Below are 19,607 nucleotides of genomic sequence, written 5' to 3'. Positions count from 1 at the left end.
TCCATATTTGAGGAGGATTTTCAAATGGCAATTAAAATTGGTATCAATGGATTTGGACGTATTGGACGTAATGTATTCCGTGCAGCTCTTAACAACAGCAATGTAGAAGTAGTAGCAATCAACGACTTAACAGATGCAGCTACTTTAGCACATCTATTGAAATATGACTCTGTACACGGCACTTTGAATGCAGAAGTATCTGTTAACGGCAGCAACCTTGTTGTAAACGGAAAAGAAATTGCAGTATCTGCAGAGCGTAACCCAGCTGAACTTGCTTGGGGCAAATTAGGCGTAGATATCGTAGTAGAATCTACTGGATTCTTCACAAAGCGTCAAGACGCTGCAAAACACTTAGAAGCAGGTGCGAAAAAAGTTATCATCTCTGCACCAGCTACAGACGAAGATATTACGATCGTTATGGGTGTTAACGAAGATAAGTACGATGCTGCGAAGCACGATGTAATCTCTAACGCTTCTTGTACAACAAACTGCTTGGCGCCATTTGCGAAAGTTCTTCATGAGAAGTTTGAAATCCGCCGTGGTATGATGACAACAATCCACTCTTACACAAACGACCAACAAATTCTTGACTTGCCGCACAAAGACCTTCGTCGTGCACGTGCAGCAGCTGAGAACATGATTCCAACTTCAACTGGTGCAGCAAAAGCGGTATCTCTAGTATTGCCTGAGCTAAAAGGTAAATTGAATGGTGGCGCAGTTCGCGTTCCAACTTCTAACGTATCTCTAGTTGACCTAGTTGTTGAACTTGGCAAAGAAGTAACAGTGGAAGAAGTAAACGCAGCACTAAAAGCAGCTGCTGAAGGCGAACTAAAAGGTATTCTTGCATACAGCGAAGAGCCACTAGTATCTCGCGACTACAACGGTTCTACTGCATCTTCTACAATCGATGCATTGTCTACAATGACTATGGAAGGCAACATGGTAAAAGTTCTTTCATGGTACGATAACGAAACTGGTTACTCTAACCGCGTTGTTGACCTTGTTGACTACATCGCTTCTAAAGGTCTTTAATTTAAGAATGGGGAGAGAGGGCATGTTCCCCCTCTCCTCCTCTTATGTATGCTTGTAATAGGCAAGGTTTTCCCTCGTGGGGAAGATGTGGTAATATGAAATTGGTTTTGTCAATCCAACCAAATCGGAGGTCAATCGAATGAACAAAAAATCGATTCGTGACGTGGATGTAAAAGGCAAACGCGTATTTTGCCGCGTTGACTTTAACGTACCAATGAAGGACGGGCAAATTACGGACGAAACACGTATCCGCGCAGCTCTTCCTACAATTCAGTACTTGATGGAGAAAGGCGCGAAAGTGATTCTTGCCAGCCACTTCGGTCGTCCAAAGGGTCAAGTTGTAGAAGAAATGCGTCTTACACCAGTAGCAAAGCGCCTTGGCGAATTGCTTGGTAAAAACGTTGCAAAAACAGACGAAGCTTACGGACCAGAAGTACAAGCTGCTATCGCTGAAATGAATGAAGGCGATGTATTAGTTCTTGAAAACGTTCGTTTCTATCCGGGCGAAGAAAAGAACGATTCGGCACTTGCGAAGGAATTTGCAGCACTTGCTGACTTGTATGTAAACGATGCATTCGGCGCGGCGCACCGTGCACATGCTTCTACTGCAGGTATCGCGGAGTATATACCAGCAGTATCCGGTCTATTAATGGAAAAAGAAATTGAAGTATTGGGTAAAGCATTATCCAATCCAGAGCGTCCGTTCACAGCAATTATTGGCGGCGCGAAAGTAAAAGATAAAATCGGCGTAATTCGCAATTTACTAGACAAGGTTGATAACCTGATTATTGGTGGAGGTCTTGCTTACACATTTGTGAAAGCACAAGGCTATGAAATCGGTAAATCCTTATGCGAGGACGATAAACTCGATCTTGCCAAAGAGTTTATGCAAATGGCAAAGGAAAAAGGTGTTAACTTCTACATGCCAGTAGATGTTGTTGTCGGTGATGATTTCTCTGAAAATGCAAACACACAAGAAGTAGATATTGATGCAATCCCTAGCGATTGGGAAGGTATGGACATCGGACCGAAAACACGCGAAATCTATGCGGATGTAATTCGCAATTCTAAGCTTGTCATTTGGAATGGGCCAATGGGTGTATTTGAAATGAACAAGTTCGCAAATGGAACAAAAGCAGTAGCAGAAGCTCTTGCAGAATCTACGGATACATATTCCGTTATCGGCGGCGGCGACTCTGCGGCAGCGGTTGAAAAATTCGGTTTAGCTGACAAGATGAGCCACATCTCTACAGGCGGCGGCGCATCTCTTGAGTTTATGGAAGGCAAAGAACTTCCGGGCGTTGTACGTCTAAACGACAAGTAATTTAAAGGACGGTGTACCGAATGCGTAAACCTATTATCGCAGGAAACTGGAAAATGCATAAAACGCTATCCGAGGCGGTTAGCTTTGTTGAAGAAGTAAAAGGAAACATTCCTAGCTCGCAAGCAGTGGACTCTGTTGTGTGCTCTCCGGCACTATTTTTAGAGCGACTTGTAGCAGCTACGGAAGGCTCTGACCTGAAAATTGGTGCACAAAACATGCACTTTGAAAACAGCGGTGCGTTCACTGGTGAAATTAGTCCAGCTGCACTGAGCGATTTGAAAGTAAGCTATGTGGTACTTGGTCATTCTGAGCGCCGTGAAATGTTTGCGGAAACAGATGAAACAGTAAACAAAAAAACATTGGCAGCATTTGCAAACGGCTTGACCCCGATTGTATGCTGCGGTGAGACACTGGAAGAGCGCGAGAGCGGCAAAACGTTTGATCTTGTAGCGGAACAAGTGACAAAAGCGTTAAATGGCTTAACAGCAGAACAAGCGAAAGCAACAGTGATTGCCTACGAGCCAATCTGGGCAATCGGTACAGGTAAATCTTCCTCTGCAAGTGATGCAAATGAAGTATGCGCGCACATCCGTAAAGTTGTAGCGGAACAATTTTCAGCAGATGTGGCAGAAGCGGTTCGTATTCAATACGGCGGCAGCGTAAAACCTGAAAACATCAAAGAATATATGGCACAGCCTGATATCGACGGCGCGTTAGTGGGCGGCGCAAGCTTGGAGCCAAGCTCTTTCTTGCAGCTTTTGGAGGCTGTGAAGTAATGAGCAAAAAACCAACAGCTTTGATTATTCTAGATGGCTTTGCTTTACGTGAAGAAACTTACGGTAATGCAATCGCACAAGCGAACAAGCCAAACTTTGACCGCTACTGGAACCAATTCCCGCATACGACGTTAAAGGCGAGCGGCGAAGCGGTTGGTCTCCCAGAAGGTCAGATGGGGAACTCTGAGGTAGGTCACTTAAATATTGGTGCCGGCCGCATTGTATACCAAAGCTTAACACGCGTAAACGTTGCGATTCGTGAAGGTGAGTTTAATCAAAATGAAACATTTTTAAAAGCAATGCAACATGTGAAGCAAGCAGGTACTGCACTTCACTTATTCGGATTATTATCTGATGGTGGCGTACACAGCCATATTGATCATATGTTTGCCTTGCTTCGCTTAGCGGCACAAGAAGGTCTAGAAAAGGTATATGTGCATGCATTCCTTGATGGTCGTGATGTGGGTCCGCAAACGGCGAAAGAGTATTTAGATGCAACTTATAAAGTAATGAAAGAAACGGGTACAGGGCAGATTGCCACTGTTTCTGGACGCTATTATTCCATGGACCGTGATAAGCGTTGGGATCGTGTTGAAAAATGCTACCGCGCTATGGTATACGGTGAAGGTCCAACTTACAAAGATGCCTACGAGTGCGTAAACGATTCATACGAAAACGGAATCTTCGATGAGTTCGTATTACCATCCGTTATGCTACAAGAAGACGGTACGCCGGTTGGAACAATTAACGATGATGATGCAATCATCTTCTACAATTTCCGTCCGGACCGTGCGATTCAAATTGCACGCGTGTTCACAAACGAAGATTTCCGTGAATTTGATCGCGGTGAAAACGTACCGCGCATTCCTGAATTCGTCTGCATGACGCAGTTCAGTGAAACGGTTGGAGGCTACGTTGCTTTCAAACCAACAAATCTAGACAACACATTGGGAGAAGTTGTATCCCAGGCGGGCTTAAAGCAACTTCGTATTGCGGAAACAGAAAAGTATCCGCACGTAACATTCTTCTTCAGTGGCGGACGTGAAGCAGAATTCCCAGGTGAAGAGCGCATCCTCATTAACTCTCCAAAGGTTGCGACATATGATTTAAAACCTGAAATGAGCATTTATGAAGTAACGGATGCCCTATTAAAGGAAATTGAAGCAGACAAACACGACATGATTATTTTAAACTTTGCAAACTGTGACATGGTTGGTCACTCCGGTATGATGGAACCGACTATTAAAGCAGTAGAAGCGACAGATGAGTGCCTAGGAAAAGTTGTGGACGCTATTCTTGCCAAAGGCGGACAAGCTATCATTACGGCAGACCACGGTAACGCGGATGAAGAATTAACGCCGGACGGTCAACCAATGACAGCTCACACAACAAATCCAGTGCCATGCATCGTAACAAAGCAAGACATAACACTTCGTGAAGATGGTATTCTTGGTGATCTTGCCCCAACAATGCTTTCATTACTTGGTATTGAACAACCGAAAGAAATGACAGGAAAAACATTAATTCAACAATAAAAGGAGAGATTTTACATGCCAGCTATTTTAGATGTTTATGCTCGTGAAGTATTAGACTCCCGCGGTAACCCGACGGTAGAAGTAGAAGTATACACAGAGTCCGGTGCATTCGGACGCGCAATCGTACCAAGCGGTGCATCCACTGGTGAGCACGAAGCAGTTGAGCTTCGCGACGGCGACAAAGGTCGTTACCTTGGTAAAGGTGTACAAAAAGCGGTTGATAACGTAAACGAAATCATCGCTGAAGCAATCGTAGGTATGGACGTAACAGATCAAGCAGGTATTGACGCTGTGATGATCGATCTTGATGGTACAGAAAACAAAAGTAAATTGGGTGCAAACGCAATCCTTGGCGTATCTATGGCAGTAGCACATGCTGCAGCTGATTACGTTGGTCTTCCATTGTACCGTTACCTTGGTGGCTTCAACGCGAAGCAATTGCCAACACCAATGATGAACATCATCAACGGCGGTTCTCACGCAGACAACAATGTAGACTTCCAAGAATTCATGATTCTTCCTGTAGGTGCGCCTACATTCAAAGAAGCAATCCGCATGGGTGCTGAAGTATTCCACGCATTAAAATCTGTATTAAGCGCAAAAGGCTTAAATACAGCTGTAGGTGACGAAGGTGGTTTCGCACCAAACCTTGGTTCTAACCGTGAAGCACTAGAAGTAATCATGGAAGCAATCAAAAAAGCTGGCTACGAAGCTGGTAAAGACATCCTTTTAGGTATGGACGTTGCTTCTTCTGAATTCTACAACAAAGAAACTGGTAAATATGACCTTGCAGGCGAAGGCCGCACTGGTTTAACTTCTAAAGAAATGGTTGATTTCTACGAAGAGCTAGTAAATGAATTCCCAATCGTGTCTATCGAAGACGGTTTGGACGAGAATGACTGGGAAGGTCACAAGCTTTTAACAGAGCGCATCGGCGACCGCGTTCAATTGGTGGGCGATGACTTGTTCGTAACAAACACGAAGAAGCTTGCTGAAGGTATCGAAAAAGGTATCTCTAACTCCATCCTAATCAAAGTAAACCAAATCGGTACTTTGACTGAAACATTCGAAGCAATCGAAATGGCAAAACGCGCTGGTTACACTGCAGTTGTTTCTCACCGTTCTGGTGAAACAGAAGATGCAACAATCGCTGACATCGCAGTTGCAACAAATGCTGGCCAAATCAAAACAGGTTCTATGAGCCGTACAGACCGCATCGCGAAGTACAACCAACTTCTTCGCATTGAAGACGAGCTAGGCGATCTAGCTGTTTACGCTGGTCTAAAATCTTTCTACAACTTGAAGAAGTAATGACAAAGACCTCCTGCCAAGTTTGGCGGGAGGTTTTTTAATCCTACTTGTTCAACAGGGGTCTTTATGATACAGTTAAACTAACTCAAAGTGTGTATAGGAGGTTCATCGCGTGAATACATTTCTATCGGTCTTATTGATTATTGTATCTGTAGTGTTGATTATCCTTGTTCTGTTGCAGTCTAGCAAAAGTGCGGGCCTTTCTGGCGCAATCTCGGGCGGAGCGGAGCAATTGTTCGGTAAGCAAAAAGCGCGCGGTCTGGAAGCAGTGTTAGAAAAAATGACAGTGGTCTTCGCTGTCCTCTTCTTCGTGCTAGCAATGGCTGTAACTTACGTGAACCTAGCTTAAAGCAACCAAGAGATTCATCTGATTAGATGAATCTTTTTTGTGTCCGAAAGCTTTGGGAGCTTTATACACATGAATGTTCGTGACTTATGATACACTATAGAGAGATCGCCTAATGGTGGATGCAGAATTACGGAAGGAAAGAGGAGAAGTCATGAAAGTAGTTGCACCTAAACCGTTTACATTTGAAGCTGGCGAGCGCGCTGTTTTATTACTACACGGATTTACTGGTCATTCCGCTGATGTACGCATGCTTGGCCGCTTTTTAGAGAAAAAAGGCTATACATCCCATGCCCCTATTTATAAAGGTCACGGGGTGCCGCCTGAGCAGCTTGTTCATACAGGACCAGAGGATTGGTGGAGCGATGTAATGAACGCCTACAATCATTTAAAAGAGCTTGGTTACGAAAAGATTGCTGCGGTTGGTCTGTCACTTGGCGGCGTATTTTCTCTCAAGCTATCATATACAGTTCCTATTGTCGGTGTTGTACCAATGTGCGCGCCCATGTACATTAAAAGCGAAGAAACGATGTATGAAGGAATTTTAGCGTATGCAAGAGAATATAAGCGCTATGAGGGTAAGTCACCAGAGCAAATTGAGGAAGAGATGAATGCGTTTCGTCAAACGCCAATGAATACATTGCGCGCCCTGCAGGACTTAATCCGTGACGTCCGCAATAACATTGACATGATTTACAGTCCAACCTTTGTTGTACAAGCACGCCACGATGAAATGATTAACACCGACAGTGCGAACATCATTTACAACGGCGTAGAATCACATCTAAAGAAAATTAAATGGTATGAAGACTCAACACATGTCATCACACTGGATAAAGAAAAAGATGCATTGCATGAGGACGTCTACAATTTCTTAGAGCAACTGGATTGGTAATTCAGTTGCGTCTTTTTTATGGGCTGGGAACCTCCGCCCATAAAGGCAAAAAGCGCCTTTTTGTTCGGAGAACCTCTTCTTCGGTGCCTAAACGAACCGGCTCCGCTTTTCTTATTGTCCAGCTGTAGCGGCTAACTCCTCCGGTCAGAGAACCCAAGCCCATTAAGGCAAAGAAGCGCCTTTATGGGCTGGGAACCTCTGCCCTATGGAGTTAAACGAGCCGCTTCCGCTTTTCTTATTGTCTAGTTCCGCCGGTTAGGCACTGCCAGCAGAGAACCTCCGCCCATAAAGGCAAAAAGCGCCTTTTTGGTCGGAGAACCTCTTCTTCGGTGCCTAAACGAACCGGCTCCGCTTTTCTTATACATACCTACTTTTTAGGTAAAACTAATGATATGAAGTTTGAGGGAGGAATCTATTTGGAACAAGGTATTCAGCAAAATATGGATAGGCTACTGGCGTTTATGAAAGAAGAAGCGTATAAGCCTTTAACTGTTCAGGAATTAGAGGAGGCGTTCGGCATTGCTGAGGCAGCCGAATTTAAGGATTTTGTAAAAGCGTTAATTATAATGGAAGAGAAGGGATTAGTTGTGCGAACGCGCAACAATCGCTACGGCTTACCAGAGAAAATGAATTTGCTACGCGGCAAATTAACAGGTCATGCGCGCGGCTTTGCGTTTGTCTCGCCGGAAGAAACGGGTATGGATGATATTTTTATCCCGCCAAATGAACTCAATAGCGCGATGCACGGTGATATTGTGTTGGTTCGGGTTAGCTCTGAATCAAGTGGCAGCCGCCGTGAAGGCTCTGTTGTCCGCATTGTCGAGCGCGGCACGAAAGAGATTGTCGGTACATATACCGAATCAAAAAACTTTGGCTTTGTGATTCCAGACGACAAGCGCTTTGTTGGTGATATTTTTATACCGAAAAATGCGGCCCAAGGCGCGGTAGAGGGACATAAGGTTGTTGTGAAAATTACTGCCTATCCAGAAAACCGCATGAGTGCGGAGGGTGAGGTTATTCAAATCCTTGGTCATAAAAACGACCCAGGTGTGGATATTTTGTCTGTCATCCACAAGCACGGTTTGCCGCAAATGTTTCCTGCAGATGTGCTTGAGCAAGCGAACAATGTACCAGATGAAATTGATGAAGCAGATCTTAAAGATCGCCGCGATTTACGCGATCAAGTAATCGTTACAATCGACGGTGCAGATGCGAAGGACTTGGACGACGCTGTTACAGTTACAAGACTTGCAAATGGCAATTATAAGCTAGGTGTTCATATTGCCGATGTGAGTCACTATGTGAAAGAAGGGTCACCAATTGACCGTGAGGCGGCGGAGCGTGCAACGAGTATTTATCTTGTAGATCGCGTTATTCCAATGATTCCCCATCGCTTGTCAAATGGCATTTGTTCCTTGAACCCAAAGGTAAATCGTCTGACACTATCATGTGAAATGGAAATTAACCGAAATGGTGAAGTGGTAAACCACGAAATTTTCCAGAGTGTGATTAAAACGACAGAGCGTATGACGTATTCAGATGTAAATAGTATTTTAGAGGATGAAGACGAAGCGCTGATCGAGCGCTACGAGCCGCTCGTGCCTATGTTTAAAGATATGGCGGAGCTTGCATCTATTTTGCGAGAAAAGCGCATGAAGCGCGGTGCTATCGATTTCGATTTTAAAGAAGCAAAGGTTCTTGTGGATGAAGACGGACACCCGCAAGATGTGATTTTACGAGATCGCTCTACTGCTGAAAAGTTAATTGAAGAGTTCATGCTAGCAGCAAACGAAACAGTGGCGGAACACTTCCATTGGCTCAACGTACCGTTTATGTATCGTGTGCATGAAGATCCGAAGGAAGATAAGCTAGAACGTTTTTTCCAGTTCATCACAAATTTTGGTTACGTGGTAAAAGGAAAAGCAAATGATATTCACCCGCGTGCCCTGCAGCAGGTGCTTGAGATGGTACAGGGGCAGCCGGAGGAAATGGTGATTTCAACAGTTATGCTTCGCTCTATGAAGCAGGCGCGTTATGATGAAAAGAGTCTGGGGCATTTTGGACTATCAACAGAGTTTTACACACATTTCACATCACCAATTCGTCGCTATCCAGATACCATTGTGCATCGCTTAATTCGCACATATTTAATTGAAGGAAAAATGGATGCAGAGACGCAGGCAGAATGGAAGGATAAATTGCCGGAGATTGCTGAGCATTCTTCCAATATGGAGCGCCGTGCAGTGGAAGCTGAGCGCGAAACAGATGAATTGAAGAAAGCGGAGTATATGTTAGATAAAATCGGCGAGGAATACGATGGTATTATTAGCTCTGTAACTAACTTCGGATTGTTTGTAGAATTGCCGAATACAATTGAAGGGCTTGTTCATGTAAGTTATTTAACAGACGATTATTATCGATACGATGAAAAGCATTTTGCGATGATTGGAGAACGTACAGGAAACGTCTTCCGTATTGGTGATGAGATTTCGATTCGTGTTGTAAACGTCAATAAAGATGAGCGTGCTATTGATTTTGAAATCGTCGGCATGAAGGGCGGCGCTAAGCGTGATCGCAAGCCGCGCGCGATGGTGATTGAAAGTGGTGGACGTCGTAAGCGCAAAGAAGGCGAAACGACGCATAACCGCCGCGGCAAAGCACCGCGCAAAGATGGAAAAAAGAAGCGGGCGTTTTTTGAAAACGCGCCGGTGTCTAAGCGGAAAAAGAAAAAGAAACGATAAAGAGGCTGACTCAACAGGGTGGTAATGCTCCTATCTGAGGTAACATGGAAAAATAGACAGCCAGTGAAAACTCAGTAAAATCAAGGGTTTCAGAGGTGGTCTATTTCACATACTTCGGTTACATTTCATCAAAAAAAGGGGCTTTTGGGTTAGCCCCTTTTTTAGTTGGTAGCAATAACGCCAGCTTTTTTAGAGTGAGATATAGGAAAGAGGTTGACGATTTCATATCTCTAACTTCTCATGTAGTCCTTTAATAAAAGTAGAAAGTAAGCGTCTTAAACTTTCATCACGGTCAAGAGACAAGCCGAAGCCTCCCTTTTGCTCCAAAGAAGAAAAACCGTGCACAATACTGCGGAACCCTCTGACAAGGTGCAGCGCATCTTCTTCCGCTAGCTGATATTCTTCGAGCACGCGCAGCAGCAGACGAACTAAAGCGTCGCCGGCAGCCTGTATTTCTTCGTCATATGCGGCGGCAGGCAGGGTAGCTTCATATAAACCGGGATGCTGACGCACAAACGTGACATACGATAAACCGATAGACAACAAGGCTTTATCGCCGGCTTTCCCGATAGAAGCTTGTGTTAATGCCTCTGTAAGCTGACGAATACCGTAAAGTGCCATTTCTTTTCGTAAGCCTGCAAGACCATCTATGTGATTGTACAGAGAAGGTGTTTTAATGCCAAGACGCTGTGCGATGGCTGCTAGCGTGATAGCATCTATTCCTTGTTCATCAGCAAGCGCTGCTGCTGTTTCGACAACGAGTGCTTTATTGACTTTCATGCTGTAATCGCTCCTAATTTGATATTTGCCTCAGCAATCGCTTGTTTCATATGCGTAATCGGCGCTGCCATCATCTTACCATGTCCTGTTGCTAGTAAGGAAGGAGATAAGCGAAGTAGCTTTTCTGCGCTGGCAATGGCAGTTTTTTTATCCCATGTGCCAAAAGCCGGAAATGGAAATAACATATTGATTTTACCTGCTACGGCTACACCAGCGCGAGTTTGGAAAGCATCACCTGCAATAAGAGCATGTGTACGAGTGTCTAAAAACGCCATTGACCCAGGTGTATGTCCAGGCGCGGCGACAGCTGTAAGCGACCCGATTGTATCTCCGTCATGAAGAAGGACGTCAGGGCGTGTTTGCAACGTTTTTGGCACACCGCCTTTAATTGGTGTTTGTGGTTCGTTTGGCCGCAGTGACAGATCATGCGCCATGATGCTAGCATCTCGTTCGGAAATAAATACCTTGGCGTTTGGTAAGGCACGTTTTAAGGAATCAAGTGCACCTACATGATCTTCATGAGCATGCGTCAATACAATGCGTGTAATGGGTTTACCGATGGTTTGTGCGGCCTTCAAAATCCCTTTATGACTGAAAGGAAGGGCAGCATCAATGAGTGTTAATTCATTTTTTTCTTCTACAAGGTAGCAATTGACGGGAAACAGACGAGGTAAAAATGCTAATTGAAACAAGTGACCGTTCTGTGTGATACGCATATATAATCAGCTCCTTAACTAAGTATATTAATATTATAGCTAATAATATTAGTTTTGTGTATGAAATATGTGTAAAGATTGTGAAGATGTGATGTTTTTGATAAAATAATGTGATACAAAGGAGGGGCAAGCACAATGCCAAAAGGACATGGAAAGGTCGTTGCACAAAATAAAAAAGCGTATCATGACTATTTCATTGAAGAAACATATGAAGCCGGCATGGTCCTTCAAGGAACAGAAATCAAGTCCATCCGCGCCGGACGCGTAAACCTAAAGGATGCATATGCGCGCATTCAAAACGGTGAGATTTGGATTTTCGGCATGCATATTAGCCCATATGAGCAAGGCAATCGTTACAATCACGATCCGCTGCGCACACGAAAGCTGCTGTTGCATCGCAAGGAAATCTTGAAGCTGATCGGTTATACGAAAGAGACAGGATATACAATAGTGCCGCTTCGTATTTATCTGCAAAATGGATTTGCAAAAATGCAAATCGGCGTTGCTAAAGGTAAGAAGAACTATGATAAGCGTGAAGACCTGAAGAAAAAAGAAGCCAAGCGAGATATTGAGCGTGCATTCCGCGAGCGCCAAAAAATGTAATACAATAATTTACAATTGCAAAGTTCGCGACATATGATATAATGGGTTATGTAATCGCCAGTTGCTCTTTGAGAAACAGCTCAGTAGCTTACTTCTCGTAATTTTCCTATATGGGGACGTTACGGATTCGACAGGGGTAGTTCGAGCTTAAGTTGCGAGTCGAGGGGATCGGCCTCGTTAAAACGTCACAGCCAATAACTGGCAAAACTAATTACGCACTAGCTGCTTAATTAAAGTAGCTGCTCCTCCCTCCATCGCCCATGTGGTAGGGTAAGGGGCCCAAACTTAGTGGGCTACGCCGGAGTTCGCCGTCTGAGGACGAAGGAAGAGAACAACCAGACTAGCGGCTTGGACGCCTGTCGATAGGCATAAAAGTCCGCGAAACCCGAGTATATCGACTACACTCGTAGAAGCTTAAGTGCCGATATTTCTGGACGTGGGTTCGACTCCCACCGTCTCCACCAATACATATTGTTGGTGGTTTTTTTATGCCTAAAAAAGGGGTGGTCGCCAAATCCCTGTCAAAGAGGTGATAACATGATTAAAAAAGAGCGCAAGCCACCGCTCAAACTGCAAAAGCTTGAAGCGCTACTACGAAGATTACCTGCTTCTCATCCAAAATATAAAGAAGTAGAAGTCGAACTCGCCAAAAGTCGTGCTGGATATAAAGGAGAGCTCTCGCTCGACTATCATATCAACTCCTTTGCTTCGTCGCAGCACCTCATTTTTCACGACCTTCGTTTACCCCACAAGCAGTACTTCTTTCAAATGGACACTCTCCTTGTCACATCTTCCTATCTATTAATTCTCGAAGTGAAAAACATAAGCGGTACACTATTCTTAGATCACCAATTTAATCAGCTCATTCGTAATCAAAATGGTGAAGAGCATGTATTTGCAGATCCCATTTTACAGGTACGCAGACAAGCCTTTCAGTTGCGGATGTGGCTGGAGGTATATAAGATCCCCACTGTTCCTATCGAGTATTTAGTTGTTATGACAAATAGAAATGCTTTGTTAAAGAGTCATAAATCAGAGCCCTGTGTGATTCACAGTGAGGCTCTGCATGAAAAGTTACAGGAATTTGATAGAAGATATAACCAGCCTGTGCTTTGTACAAAGAAACTGCGTAAGCTTTCATCTTCTCTTATAAAGGCTGATACCATGCAGCAATTAGATGTTCTCAAACAATTTTCAATTCATTCTAGTGAGCTAATAACAGGCGTACAATGTCCACATTGTGGAAAATTTGCGATGAGGAGAGTGTATGGGACATGGAGATGTCCTGATTGTGAGTACGTTTGTAAGCAAGCGCATCTTTCTGCGCTTATTGACTATGCGCTACTGATTAAACCTTCTATTACAAATCACGAGTTTAGAGCGTTTCTCCGCTTGTCCTCCATCAATATAGCCAAAAACTTACTAGCTGCATTACAACTACCGTATACAGGTGAAACAAAAGGTCGGGTGTATGAGCTTTCAATAGGTGACTTGCCAGATTATGTGCGAAAGTCGCCAAATTCCTCTTGAAACTCGCCAAATTATTATCCAAAGTCGCCAGATTCTCCCTGAAACTCGCCGAATTCCGCAAAAAAACAGCATAGCCCCTATGCTGTCTCCTTATGATTTATACAAATCATGTCTGTTTACAGGCTGCGGTGACTGTTCGAATCGCCCACTTCCATCCATCATGTACAACCGCTATTTGCACGTATTGATGTCAAACAAATAGAGGAAGAGCTGCAGAGGCTGCATCACTCCTCCATAAAGTCATAAGATGACCAGCAGCGATTCATTTGTATGCCTTTTTCTTCAGCATATAAATCACCCCATTTGCACATTTCAAACAGAGTGGGTTGAATCTTTTTGCCAAGGTCGGTTGTTGTATATTCAACACGAGGAGGTACTTCTTCATATACCGTGCGCATGACAAGCCCGTGCTCTTCGAGTTCGCGCAGCTGCTGTGTTAGCATTTTTTGCGTAATACCAGGCATGGCGCGTTTTAGTTCATTAAAACGCTTCGTGCCCTCGTTTAAGTTCCAAAGAATAAGCACCTTCCATTTACCGCCGATAATCTCGATGACCATATTAATTGCACATTGATATTCTTGATTTAATTGCTTCATGCTCGTTCTCCTTTAGTATCCAAATGGAAACCAGTTACAAAATAGTGCCTACTTGTTTCCTTTTCTTCTAGTATATATTATATACCATGTAAGACAAACTACATGTAAGCTTACATTAAGGAGCTGATATAGATGAAAGCATTGTTACTTCACGAAAAAGGACAATGGAAAGATATGAAAATTGAAGAGGTGAGCACGCCAACACCGCAAAAAGGAGAAGTATTGGTTGAGGTGCATGCTGCAGGCTTAAATCCGGTTGATTATAAAACAGGCACAAACGGTAATCCAAACTGGGTATATCCACATATTTTGGGCTTAGATGTTGCAGGTGTAATCGCAGAAGTCGGCGAAGGTGTGACAGAGTGGAAGAAAGGCGATCGTGTTGTATATCATGGCGATTGGATTCGCCCGGGCGGTTATGCACAGTATTCCATTACAACAGCACAAACGGTGTCTCGTATTCCAGACAGCGTTTCGTTTGAGGATGCCGCAGCTATTCCAACTGCGGGCTATACGGCTTATCAAGCACTATTCCGCAAATTGCCGCTTGAGCGTATTCACACAATTTTAATTCACGGTGGTGCTGGCGGTGTAGGCGGATTTTGCGTACAGCTAGCAAAATTGGCAGGTAAAACAGTTATTTCCACAGCGTCTGCTCATAATCATGAATACGTTAAATCACTGGGTGCGGATTATGTCATTGATTATCGGGAAGAAAACGTAAAAGAAAGAATTATGGAGATTACAAACGGCCGCGGTGTCGATGCGGTTGTCGATGCGGTAAGCAGACAAAGTGCAACAGATTCACTAGACATGCTGGCATTTATGGGACACATCGTATATATCGCGGGTGCACCTGATTTTGCACACATCAAGCCATTTACCAAAGTGGTGTCTTATCACGAAATTGCCCTTGCGGCAGCGCATCAGGCAGACTTCGAATCACAAAAGGATTTAGCGGTTATGGGAGATGAGATGCTTGCATTAATAGCGGAAGGTAAAATCTCTTCTTTACTAGAAGAAATTATCTCTTTTGAAGAAGTACCAGCAGCCCTTGCTCGTTTGTCCGAACGTCATGTAAAAGGCAAGATTGTAGCAAAAATCAAATAAGTAGAAACGAGGATAGGCCATGGTCTATTCGCAAAGAAATTTCATATATAGAATTGCGGAAGCAGGAAAACGCGCAAAGGCTTATATGGATAATGTCTTCAGTGGGCGCTCTAAGTATCATGTAACAACGGCAGGAATTCTATAAGGTCCTGCTGTTGTTTTTGAAACATGTAGATAATTCCAGGTGAAAACCAAACATAACGAGCTTTATTTGTGATACGATATGTATTACAAGCGGAAATAGCGGGAGTTGATTGAATGGAACAATATTTTTGCGGGTGTTTATATTTTACTGCCAATCACCTGGCAAGATTGATGAATAAAATGGCCGAGGAAGAATTTGTACAGCTTGGTCTTTCGCCAACATATGCTTTTTTATTAATGGCTGTCCATGATAAACCTGGTATCACGCAAACAGAGCTAAGCAATACATTGCATATCGCACCTTCTACGACAACCAGATTTGTTGAAAAGCTGGAAGTGAAAAAGCTAGTGGAGAGAAAAAATGAAGGCAAATTAACGCTCGTGTATCTGACAGAAAAGGGAGCAGACATACAGGCTGATATTAAGGTATGCTGGAAGAATTTGTACAAGCGATATGCGGACATTTTAGGAGAAGAAACAGCAAAACAGCTAACAAATCAAACGTATTTAGCTGCTACAGAGTTGGAAAAGCATAAATAAAAGTTTGTATGTACACGCAATATCGATTTTTAAATAAGGGCTGTGTTCATTTTACGCTCTCTGACTGCCGTACCACAAATCAAAACAAACTTCAAAATAATAGAAGCTAGACCATCGCGGATTTGTAAGCGATGGTCTTTTTTTATGGATCTATTGTATAGAGTGCAGAATTTTGATACAAACTACATACTAAAGGGAGGTATGTGCAATGAAACATGTTATGATGTTACTCATAAAGTTTGGGATTTCGACAGTGGCATTCGCAATTGGTTTGGACTTATTCTTTGATGCTACAATTGTAGACATTTTATCATTTAGTGTATTTGTTACGATTGTAACGTATGTATTCGTGGACCGTGAAATTTTACCGCGTCTTGGCAATACGGTGGCATCGATGACAGACTTTTTGCTCGTGTATTTAAGTGTATGGGTATTCGGTAGCTATTTATTTGAAGGCTATTTGCAGGTTGCTTGGGGTAGTGGAATTTCTGCTGTTATTATTACGATGGCCGAAGTATTTGTACATCGCTATTTACTGGGCGGCATCGCTGAACGCGTAAACAGAGAAAGAAGCATGTCATTTAATCGTCGTTTCGCTTATGAGTTTGCAGAGGAAAACGAGATACATAACCCTAAAAAAGAAGAGTAAAACCGCTGCCTATTGGCCGCGGTTTTCGTTTTGAATCCAAAAGCGCTTTACAGCATTGCCATCATCTTCTATGAACATAGATTCAAAGACGCCGCCATTTTTTAAAATGGTTCGCTCTGAAGCTATATTGTCTTCGTCACAACATACAAGCACGCGATCAATGCCAAGCTCCTTTGTTTTTTCAAGAGCCAACGCTAGGATATGGGTTGCATATCCCTTGCGGCGTTCCGATGGACGAACGCCGTATCCGATATGTCCCCCGCAGTTTAACAGCTGCTCTGTTAGCGCATGACGAATATTTACTGCCCCAACTACTTTTTCTCCATCTACCAGCCAATATGTAGAGGCTGGTACCCAGCCCGGCGGCAAGCATTCTACCAATTCGCCCTCTCTCAAAAAGCGCAGCATCTCCTCAAAATCGGACGGGTCCTTGCTGATGACCCAAGGCACCATCGTTTCGCCGCTTGCCTTCCATTCTTCGTAAAAAGAAAGATAGGCAGATTGTAAATCACGAGTTGGTTTCACTAAACGCATATATATCCCCCTATGTCTACTATACGATAAAATCACTATTTTGTATTTTAAGTAAAAAAAATATTATTTTAAGTTTTTTGCTTTTTAGAAAGAAATGCGTATAATAGAACTATCTTATATGCGAGGAGTAAACGTGTATGTTGCAAGCTGACAGATTAGCAGAAGTGAAGCGCATACTGCAGTTGCAGGGAGAAATGAGCTTAGAAGAAATGATGAAGCTATTTGGCGTTTCGCGTGATACGGCAAGACGGGATGCGGTAAAACTGTCAGAGGATGGTGACGTTTTGCGTGTGAAGCGCGGGGTGGCTTTACGCTCACCAAGGAGCTATCGTGACAGACCGGCAACACCAGCAAAAGAAGCAATTGCAAAAACAGCCTGCGCCTTAATTCAAGATTATGATACGCTGATTTTTGATACATCAACAACAATTGAATTAGTTGCACGTTTGATGGGAAATCGTCCAGTGTCGGTAATTACAAATTCCATTGATGTAATGAATGTACTCAGTGAATACCGAGATGTAGAGCTATATGTGACAGGTGGAAAATTACATGCTTATCATCGTAATTTCGTAGGCCCTGGCGCGGCAGAGGAAATGCAGAAATACAGTGCCAATAAGTTGTTTATTGGCGCCTGTGCGATTACCACAAAAGGATTAACATCTCCTGATGAACAGGAAGCACACGTAAAAAAAAGTATGATACAAGCGGCACAACAGGTTATTGTCGTGACCGAGCATACAAAGTTTGAAAAAGCATTTTTGCACAATGTATGTAGTCTAAAGGAAATTGATATCATCATTACGGATAAAGTGCCAAGTGAAGAAATACTGGAGCATTTACAAGGCATCCAATTACTTATAGCAAAAGGAGAGGGAGATTATGAAGAGTATTAAAACCGCATTGGTTGGATACGGATTCTCAGGCGTCACATTTCACGCCCCGTTTTTACAGGCGATGGATGAATTTGATGTGATAAAAGTAGTATCTAGCAGCCCTGAAAAAGTCAAGCAGGATTTTAGTGAGGCAGAGGTCGTACCGCAGTTGGAGGATGCGCTTCGTGACCCTAATGTAGAATTGGTCGTGATTACGACCCCGAATACCCTTCACTATGACATGGCTAAGCAAAGCATACTGGCAGGTAAGCATGTGATTATTGAAAAGCCGATGGTTGTTGAGCCTGTGGAAGCAGAAGAGCTTATTGCACTTGCTAAGGTACACGGTGTGATGCTGAGCGTGTATCAAAACAGACGCTGGGATAATGATTTCCTGACAATTAAGCAATTGCTTGCGCAGAATAAACTGGGTGATGTTATGACGTATGAAGCGCATTTTGATCGCTTCCGCCCACAAGTCCGTGACCGATGGAGAGAGCGTGAGGGAAGAGGAACGGGAATCTTGTACGATCTTGGCTCACATTTAATTGACCAAGCGTTGCATTTGTTCGGCATGCCGCAGTTCGTAGTCGCTGACGTGACAGAACAAAGAGAAGGTGCGCAAACGGATGATTATTTCCATATTGTAATGGGATACGGCAAACGACGCGTCATCCTACATGTTGGCTCTATTGTGCCTGGGCAAGGTCCGAAATTTTTGGTCCACGGCACAAAGGCGAGTTACATCAAATACGGTCTTGATGGGCAGGAGGACGCTTTAAAAGCGGGAAAAAATCCGCTTGAACAAGGCTGGGGTGCAGATCGCCCAGAATGGTACGGAAAGCTGCTGACAGAAGAGACAGAAGAAATCATTGAAACTGTACCAGGCTCTTATAGCTCATATTATCAAGGAGTATACGAGCATATTCGCGGCGGGGCACAAAATCCTGTACCAGGTGAAGATGGACTGCGCACGATTCAAGTTATTCGTGCAGCCTTAACAAGTAGTATAGAAAAGCGTTTTGTATATATGGACGGTGAGGTGCGTGAATAAGCAATTATTACAAGAAAAGCTGGGGCAGTTGCAGGCGGAAGAAGCGGAGCTGCAATTCCAGACATTTAACAATGAAACAGCGCTTCAGCTCGGTATGCTGATTGTGCAAGCGGCCAAACAAAATGGACAAAGGATTGCGGTAGATATTACACGAAACGGGCAGAAGCTGTTTTATCATGCGATGGATGGCACAAGTCCAGATCAGGAAAGCTGGATTGCCCGCAAGTCAAATGTCGTGAAGCGTCATCATCATAGCTCCTATTATATGCGCTTTTATAATGAACTGAAGGAGCGCTCCTATTTTCAGACTTACGCTACGAGTTCAGCTGAGTATGCAGTGCATGGCGGCTCATTTCCAATTATTTTAAAAAATACTGGTGTTATTGGAACAATTACTGTTTCTGGCGTATCACAAGAGGAAGATCATACGCTAATTACCAATGCGATTCGCATGCTTCTTATTAAAACTTCTGTGTAGTCACAGGAGTTTTTTTGCTGGTTTGACTAATATTTGTC

The 19,607-nt window shown here is 43.6% G+C and carries 20 protein-coding genes and 1 other RNA gene; 17 read left to right on the top strand and 4 right to left on the bottom strand.

Annotated elements, in window-relative coordinates:
- The first annotated feature begins 24 nt into the window (after window positions 1-24).
- From gap to rnr, 8 genes are all read left to right on the top strand, one after another.
- Window positions 25-1,032, top strand: a complete 1,008-nt coding sequence (gene gap / locus EEJ45_RS09065; protein WP_124564489.1) for a type I glyceraldehyde-3-phosphate dehydrogenase — start codon at window positions 25-27, stop codon at window positions 1,030-1,032.
- 139 nt (window positions 1,033-1,171) lie between these two features.
- Window positions 1,172-2,356: a phosphoglycerate kinase gene (locus EEJ45_RS09060; protein ID WP_124564488.1), complete on the top strand. Its 1,185-nt coding sequence runs from the start codon at window positions 1,172-1,174 to the stop codon at window positions 2,354-2,356.
- Between the two features lie 20 nt (window positions 2,357-2,376).
- Window positions 2,377-3,132 (top strand): triose-phosphate isomerase, encoded by a 756-nt coding sequence (gene tpiA, locus EEJ45_RS09055; protein WP_124564487.1) that lies wholly within the window; start codon window positions 2,377-2,379, stop codon window positions 3,130-3,132.
- Window positions 3,132-4,667, top strand: a complete 1,536-nt coding sequence (gene gpmI / locus EEJ45_RS09050; RefSeq protein ID WP_124564486.1) for a 2,3-bisphosphoglycerate-independent phosphoglycerate mutase — start codon at window positions 3,132-3,134, stop codon at window positions 4,665-4,667. The genes tpiA and gpmI overlap by 1 nt, the downstream gene beginning before the upstream one ends.
- A gap of 15 nt (window positions 4,668-4,682) precedes the next feature.
- Window positions 4,683-5,978: a phosphopyruvate hydratase gene (gene eno / locus EEJ45_RS09045; RefSeq protein WP_124564485.1), complete on the top strand. Its 1,296-nt coding sequence runs from the start codon at window positions 4,683-4,685 to the stop codon at window positions 5,976-5,978.
- A gap of 112 nt (window positions 5,979-6,090) precedes the next feature.
- On the top strand, window positions 6,091-6,327 hold the full coding sequence (secG, locus tag EEJ45_RS09040; protein WP_124564484.1) for a preprotein translocase subunit SecG: 237 nt from the start codon (window positions 6,091-6,093) through the stop codon (window positions 6,325-6,327).
- A 151-nt stretch (window positions 6,328-6,478) separates the two neighbouring features.
- Window positions 6,479-7,219 (top strand): alpha/beta hydrolase, encoded by a 741-nt coding sequence (locus tag EEJ45_RS09035; RefSeq protein WP_124564483.1) that lies wholly within the window; start codon window positions 6,479-6,481, stop codon window positions 7,217-7,219.
- A gap of 416 nt (window positions 7,220-7,635) precedes the next feature.
- The gene (rnr, locus tag EEJ45_RS09030) at window positions 7,636-9,960 is read left to right on the top strand and encodes a ribonuclease R (RefSeq protein WP_124564482.1); all 2,325 of its coding nucleotides are present in this window, start codon (window positions 7,636-7,638) and stop codon (window positions 9,958-9,960) included.
- 222 nt (window positions 9,961-10,182) lie between these two features.
- On the opposite strand, the gene EEJ45_RS09025 is transcribed toward rnr, so the two are convergent.
- Entirely contained in the window at window positions 10,183-10,740 is a 558-nt protein-coding gene (locus EEJ45_RS09025; protein WP_124564481.1) for a TetR/AcrR family transcriptional regulator, read from the bottom strand.
- Window positions 10,737-11,456, bottom strand: a complete 720-nt coding sequence (locus tag EEJ45_RS09020) for an MBL fold metallo-hydrolase (protein ID WP_124564480.1) — start codon at window positions 11,454-11,456, stop codon at window positions 10,737-10,739. Before EEJ45_RS09020 ends, EEJ45_RS09025 begins: the two co-directional genes overlap by 4 nt.
- A 135-nt stretch (window positions 11,457-11,591) precedes the next feature.
- Between EEJ45_RS09020 and smpB the strand changes: the two genes are divergently transcribed.
- The 3 genes from smpB (at window position 11,592) to EEJ45_RS09005 (ending at window position 13,589) form a co-directional block, all read left to right on the top strand.
- Window positions 11,592-12,059, top strand: a complete 468-nt coding sequence (gene smpB, locus EEJ45_RS09015; protein WP_124564479.1) for an SsrA-binding protein SmpB — start codon at window positions 11,592-11,594, stop codon at window positions 12,057-12,059.
- Between the two features lie 112 nt (window positions 12,060-12,171).
- Window positions 12,172-12,523: a transfer-messenger RNA gene (gene ssrA / locus EEJ45_RS09010) on the top strand.
- 73 nt (window positions 12,524-12,596) lie between these two features.
- Complete coding sequence (locus EEJ45_RS09005) at window positions 12,597-13,589, top strand: nuclease-related domain-containing protein (protein WP_124564478.1); 993 nt, start codon at window positions 12,597-12,599, stop codon at window positions 13,587-13,589.
- Window positions 13,590-13,813: 224 nt separating this feature from the next.
- Here EEJ45_RS09005 and EEJ45_RS09000 read toward each other — a convergent pair whose 3' ends face one another.
- Window positions 13,814-14,185, bottom strand: a complete 372-nt coding sequence (locus tag EEJ45_RS09000; protein ID WP_124564477.1) for a winged helix-turn-helix transcriptional regulator — start codon at window positions 14,183-14,185, stop codon at window positions 13,814-13,816.
- Between the two features lie 132 nt (window positions 14,186-14,317).
- Between EEJ45_RS09000 and EEJ45_RS08995 the strand changes: the two genes are divergently transcribed.
- From EEJ45_RS08995 to EEJ45_RS08985, 3 genes are all read left to right on the top strand, one after another.
- Window positions 14,318-15,295: a zinc-binding dehydrogenase gene (locus EEJ45_RS08995; RefSeq protein WP_124564476.1), complete on the top strand. Its 978-nt coding sequence runs from the start codon at window positions 14,318-14,320 to the stop codon at window positions 15,293-15,295.
- Between the two features lie 258 nt (window positions 15,296-15,553).
- Window positions 15,554-15,979: a MarR family winged helix-turn-helix transcriptional regulator gene (locus EEJ45_RS08990; protein WP_124564475.1), complete on the top strand. Its 426-nt coding sequence runs from the start codon at window positions 15,554-15,556 to the stop codon at window positions 15,977-15,979.
- A gap of 208 nt (window positions 15,980-16,187) precedes the next feature.
- Window positions 16,188-16,628: a YndM family protein gene (locus EEJ45_RS08985; RefSeq protein ID WP_124564474.1), complete on the top strand. Its 441-nt coding sequence runs from the start codon at window positions 16,188-16,190 to the stop codon at window positions 16,626-16,628.
- Between the two features lie 9 nt (window positions 16,629-16,637).
- Here EEJ45_RS08985 and EEJ45_RS08980 read toward each other — a convergent pair whose 3' ends face one another.
- Complete coding sequence (locus EEJ45_RS08980; RefSeq protein WP_380017891.1) at window positions 16,638-17,162, bottom strand: GNAT family N-acetyltransferase; 525 nt, start codon at window positions 17,160-17,162, stop codon at window positions 16,638-16,640.
- Between the two features lie 137 nt (window positions 17,163-17,299).
- Here EEJ45_RS08980 and EEJ45_RS08975 point away from each other — a divergent pair, with 137 nt between their 5' ends.
- Genes EEJ45_RS08975 through EEJ45_RS08965 form a run of 3 tightly spaced genes read left to right on the top strand, consistent with a single transcriptional unit; the run spans window position 17,300 to window position 19,569 of the window.
- Complete coding sequence (locus EEJ45_RS08975; protein WP_124564473.1) at window positions 17,300-18,058, top strand: DeoR/GlpR family DNA-binding transcription regulator; 759 nt, start codon at window positions 17,300-17,302, stop codon at window positions 18,056-18,058.
- Window positions 18,045-19,091: an oxidoreductase gene (locus EEJ45_RS08970; RefSeq protein WP_124564472.1), complete on the top strand. Its 1,047-nt coding sequence runs from the start codon at window positions 18,045-18,047 to the stop codon at window positions 19,089-19,091. The genes EEJ45_RS08975 and EEJ45_RS08970 overlap by 14 nt, the downstream gene beginning before the upstream one ends.
- Window positions 19,084-19,569: a heme-degrading domain-containing protein gene (locus EEJ45_RS08965; RefSeq protein ID WP_124564471.1), complete on the top strand. Its 486-nt coding sequence runs from the start codon at window positions 19,084-19,086 to the stop codon at window positions 19,567-19,569. The genes EEJ45_RS08970 and EEJ45_RS08965 overlap by 8 nt, the downstream gene beginning before the upstream one ends.
- The last annotated feature ends 38 nt before the right edge of the window (window positions 19,570-19,607 follow it).

This window comes from Ectobacillus antri (genome assembly GCF_003852715.1).
GTDB lineage: Bacteria > Bacillota > Bacilli > Bacillales > Bacillaceae_G > Ectobacillus > Ectobacillus antri.
Note: the sequence above shows the minus strand (reverse complement) of the source record. Positions and strands in the feature narration are given on the sequence as shown.

Bases quoted from the DNA above. Each gene is read 5' to 3' on its own strand.
- EEJ45_RS08995 (WP_124564476.1), top strand. From the start codon at position 14,318: ATGAAAGCATTGTTACTTCACGAAAAAGGACAATGGAAAGATATGAAA.
- eno (WP_124564485.1), top strand. From the start codon at position 4,683: ATGCCAGCTATTTTAGATGTTTATGCTCGTGAAGTATTAGACTCCCGC.
- EEJ45_RS08990 (WP_124564475.1), top strand. From the start codon at position 15,554: ATGGAACAATATTTTTGCGGGTGTTTATATTTTACTGCCAATCACCTG.
- EEJ45_RS09000 (WP_124564477.1), bottom strand. From the start codon at position 14,185: ATGAAGCAATTAAATCAAGAATATCAATGTGCAATTAATATGGTCATC.
- smpB (WP_124564479.1), top strand. From the start codon at position 11,592: ATGCCAAAAGGACATGGAAAGGTCGTTGCACAAAATAAAAAAGCGTAT.
- EEJ45_RS08970 (WP_124564472.1), top strand. From the start codon at position 18,045: ATGAAGAGTATTAAAACCGCATTGGTTGGATACGGATTCTCAGGCGTC.
- gpmI (WP_124564486.1), top strand. From the start codon at position 3,132: ATGAGCAAAAAACCAACAGCTTTGATTATTCTAGATGGCTTTGCTTTA.
- EEJ45_RS08980 (WP_380017891.1), bottom strand. From the start codon at position 17,162: ATGCGTTTAGTGAAACCAACTCGTGATTTACAATCTGCCTATCTTTCT.
- EEJ45_RS09020 (WP_124564480.1), bottom strand. From the start codon at position 11,456: ATGCGTATCACACAGAACGGTCACTTGTTTCAATTAGCATTTTTACCT.
- EEJ45_RS08985 (WP_124564474.1), top strand. From the start codon at position 16,188: ATGAAACATGTTATGATGTTACTCATAAAGTTTGGGATTTCGACAGTG.
- EEJ45_RS09025 (WP_124564481.1), bottom strand. From the start codon at position 10,740: ATGAAAGTCAATAAAGCACTCGTTGTCGAAACAGCAGCAGCGCTTGCT.
- EEJ45_RS08975 (WP_124564473.1), top strand. From the start codon at position 17,300: ATGTTGCAAGCTGACAGATTAGCAGAAGTGAAGCGCATACTGCAGTTG.
- tpiA (WP_124564487.1), top strand. From the start codon at position 2,377: ATGCGTAAACCTATTATCGCAGGAAACTGGAAAATGCATAAAACGCTA.
- EEJ45_RS09060 (WP_124564488.1), top strand. From the start codon at position 1,172: ATGAACAAAAAATCGATTCGTGACGTGGATGTAAAAGGCAAACGCGTA.
- EEJ45_RS09035 (WP_124564483.1), top strand. From the start codon at position 6,479: ATGAAAGTAGTTGCACCTAAACCGTTTACATTTGAAGCTGGCGAGCGC.
- gap (WP_124564489.1), top strand. From the start codon at position 25: ATGGCAATTAAAATTGGTATCAATGGATTTGGACGTATTGGACGTAAT.
- EEJ45_RS09005 (WP_124564478.1), top strand. From the start codon at position 12,597: ATGATTAAAAAAGAGCGCAAGCCACCGCTCAAACTGCAAAAGCTTGAA.